2 protein-coding genes are annotated in these 3,517 nt (G+C 68.7%); one reads left to right on the forward strand and one right to left on the reverse strand.

Annotated features, from left to right (window positions below):
• Positions 1-104: 104 nt before the first annotated feature.
• Positions 105-1,901: a hypothetical protein gene (locus ACSVDM_RS30720; protein WP_439269161.1), complete on the reverse strand. Its 1,797-nt coding sequence runs from the start codon at positions 1,899-1,901 to the stop codon at positions 105-107.
• A gap of 360 nt (positions 1,902-2,261) precedes the next feature.
• Here ACSVDM_RS30720 and ACSVDM_RS30725 point away from each other — a divergent pair, with 360 nt between their 5' ends.
• The gene (locus ACSVDM_RS30725) at positions 2,262-3,179 is read left to right on the forward strand and encodes a hypothetical protein (RefSeq protein ID WP_084457189.1); all 918 of its coding nucleotides are present in this window, start codon (positions 2,262-2,264) and stop codon (positions 3,177-3,179) included.
• Positions 3,180-3,517: the final 338 nt, after the last annotated feature.

Here is a 3,517-nt window from a genome sequence, read left to right on the forward strand (position 1 = left end):
GGAAGCTAAGGCCACCTGCGCCGATGGTACTGCACTCGACAGGGTGTGGGAGAGTAGGACACCGCCGGACAATCATTGCGATAGGGGACCCTTATTTGGGTCCCCTATCGGCGTTTGTGGGGCAGAAATGTCCCCGGCACGCCAGGCGGACGATGCCCCGTTGTCCGCCCGTGGTTGAATTCTTTGCAGGCGGGGCCATGACAACTCTCCCCGGAGGCCGGGGAACCTAGAAAGGGATCGCCGTGTCGGAACACAACGACGGACGGAAGTCTTTCCGCCGGGACGGAGACGCCCGCGGTTTCGGCCGGCGCGGCGAACCGACCGACCGCCCCCGTGGCGGTCAGGGCGACAATCGTGGCTCGGCAGGCGGCTACGGCCGCGGCGGCTACAACCGTGACGATCGCGGCGGTTCCGGCGACCGAGGCGGTTTCCGCCGCGACGACAGCGGCGATCGTGGGGGTTCGGACCGCGGTGGCTACCAGCGCCGCGACGACAGCGGCAAGGGCGGCTACCCCCGGCGCGACGACGCCGCACGCGGTGGTTCCGGTGATCGTGGTGGCTTCCGCCGTCGCGACGAATCCGACCGCCCCGCAGGCGGTTTCGACCGCGGTGGTGACCGCGGCGGCTCCCGTCGCAACGATGACGACCGCCCCCGTGGCGGTGGTGGATTCCGACGCAACGAGGGTGATGACCGTTCGCGCGGCAGCTCGGATCGCGGTGGCGATCGCGGTGGCTTCCGACGGAACGAGGGCGATGACCGTTCGCGCGGCGGGTTCGATCGCGGCGGAGACCGTGGTGGTTTCCGTGGCAGCGACGACCGCCGAAGCGGTAGTTCGGACCGTGGTGGCTTCCGACGTAACGAAGGCGACGACCGTTCGCGCGGTAGTTCGGATCGCGGTGGTTTCCGCGGCAATGACGACCGTCGTGGTGGTTCCGATCGTGGCGGTTTCCGGCGCAGCGAGGGCGATGATCGTTCGCGCGGCAGCTCGGATCGCGGTGGCGATCGTGGCGGTTTCCGTCGTAACGAAGGCGATGACCGTTCGCGCGGTAGTTCCGATCGCGGTGGCTTCCGGCGGAACGAAGGCGACGACCGTTCGCGCGGCGGGTTCGATCGCAGCGGAGACCGTGGTGGATTCCGTGGCAGCGACGACCGCCGAAGCGGTAGTTCGGACCGTGGTGGCTTCCGACGTAATGAAGGTGACGACCGTTCGCGCGGCAGCTCGGATCGCGGTGGCTTCCGGCGGAACGAAGGCGACGATCGTTCGCGTGGCTCTTCGGATCGTGGCGGCGATCGCGGCGACTTCCGCCGTAACGAGGGCGATGACCGTTCGCGCGGTAGTTCGGATCGCGGTGGGGATCGCGGTGGCTTCCGGCGGAACGAAGGCGACGATCGTTCGCGTGGTTCCTCGGATCGTGGTGGGGATCGTGGCGGTTTCCGTCGCAGCGAGGGCGGCGACCGTTCGCGCGGTGGATTCGATCGCGGTGGAGACCAGGGTGGGTTCCGCCGCAAGGAAGGTGATGACCGTTCGCGGGGTGGCAGCTCCGATCGGGGCGGGTATCAGCGACGCGATGACGATCGTGGTGCCCGTCGCGACGACGACCGTGGCCGCGGTGGGTTCAAGCGCAATACCGGGGCCGGCGGTCGCGGCAAGTACGTCGGCGAGGACGGCGCGCCCCTGGACGGCACCTACCGTGAGAAGCGGAAGGAACGCGAAGGCGATGTGCTCGGCGTGATCTCGGCGGGCGACGCCGAGGGTGCTCCGGCAGACCGCGTGGCCGAGGACGCGTCCACTGAGCAGGGCAAGTCGTCGACCGAACCCGTGGATTCCGGCGCCGCCGATTCCGGGCGTGAAGGGGCAGGCGGCTCGAGCGAGTCCGAGCACCGGAAGAGCTCGGACCACGACGACCAGCCTGGTGACTCCGGTGGCACTCGCTCCGAGCTCTCGGGCAACGACGACCAGGCAACTGGCTCGGGCGCCGACGATCGCCGTGCGAGCAACAGCCCGATCGGCGACATCGATGACAACACGAAGTCGCGCGGCTCGGACAACGCCGCGGAACCAGCGGTCGCCGATGTCGACAGCTCGAACGCCGGCGAGAACGATTCGGATCGCGCGAGCTCCGGACCTGACCGCGGCAGCGACGATTCGGATCGTGACTCCGCTCGTGCATCCCGTGAGAGCGAGGATTCGGTCCGTTCCGACGATCGTTCGGACCGCGAAGACGTCGGCTCGGATCGTGGTGCAGACGACTCGAGCCGTGTGGATGATCGGGCACGCGGCGGCGACCGCGACGATGATCGTTCCAGTCGTGGAGGCTTCCGCTCGGATCGTGGTAGCGACCGTGCACCGCGTGGTGACGACCGTTCGGGCCGTGGTGGCGACCGCGGCGGGAGCGGTTACCGCGACTCGGGCGACAGCCGGTTCGACAACGATGATCGCCGTCGTGGCGGCGAGGGCGCTCGTGCCGCGGGCGGCAGGCCGACCGATCGTCGGGCGGCCCGTCCGGAAGAGCCCGATATCCCCGAGGACGTGCAGGCCTCCGATCTCGATCCGGCTGTGCGCCGCGATCTGCTGAGCCTGGACAAGAGCAATGCCGAGACCGTCGCTCGGCACATGGTCATGGCCGTCGAGCTGCTCGAAGACGATCCGCGGCTCGCGCTGGCCCATGCCAGGGCCGCCAGGCAGCGGGCGGGGCGCATCGCTGTCGTGCGTGAGACCGCCGGTGTGGTGGCCTATCACGCCGAGGAATGGGCCGAGGCACTCTCGGAGCTGCGGACCGCGCGACGCATGTCGGGTGGGTCCGGGCTGCTCGCTGTGATGGCCGACTGTGAGCGTGGGCTCGGGCGGCCGGAGCGGGCCATCGAGTTGGGGCGTAGTGAGGAAGCGCAGGCGCTTACCGGTGACGAGGCGACCGAGTTGCGGATCGTTGTCGCCGGCGCCCGGATGGATCTGGGGCAGTTCGATCAGGCTGTGGTGACGCTGCAGTCGTCGGATCTGAATCCGGCTCGTACGGGGTCGGCTGCTGCGCGGTTGTTCTATGCGTATGCCGATGCTCTTGTGGCTGCTGGGCGTACTGATGAGGGGTTGCAGTGGTTCCTCAATGCTGCGGCTGCTGATGAAGATGGTGAGACTGATGCGGAGGAGCGTGCTACCGAATTGACTGGTGGGGACGCTTAGTAGTTGGTTGAATGCGCAGCCGTCGGCTGGGGTCTCTTAAGGGATTCCGGTCGGCGGCTGTTGCTGTTTGGGGTGTCGTCAGTCGCTTGGGGTAGTCGCGATGGTTGTGGTCGATGTGCGGGGTATTGGACTGGTTCCACTCGAGTGGTTCACCTACCGCGTTCCCAGCCGTGTGGAACCACTGCGGTGTTTTGTGCACCACGAAGGTATTGGGCTGTATTTTTGGAGCGCTGGCGCGCTCGAGCGCGGCCCCTGGAGGGCCGGGGGGGGGGGGGGGGGGGGGGGGGGGGGGGGGGGGGGGGGGGGGGGGGGGGGGGGGGGGGGGGGGGGGGGGGGGG

This window comes from Nocardia sp. JW2 (assembly GCF_051843015.1).
GTDB classification, from domain to species: Bacteria; Actinomycetota; Actinomycetes; order Mycobacteriales; family Mycobacteriaceae; genus Nocardia; species Nocardia coubleae.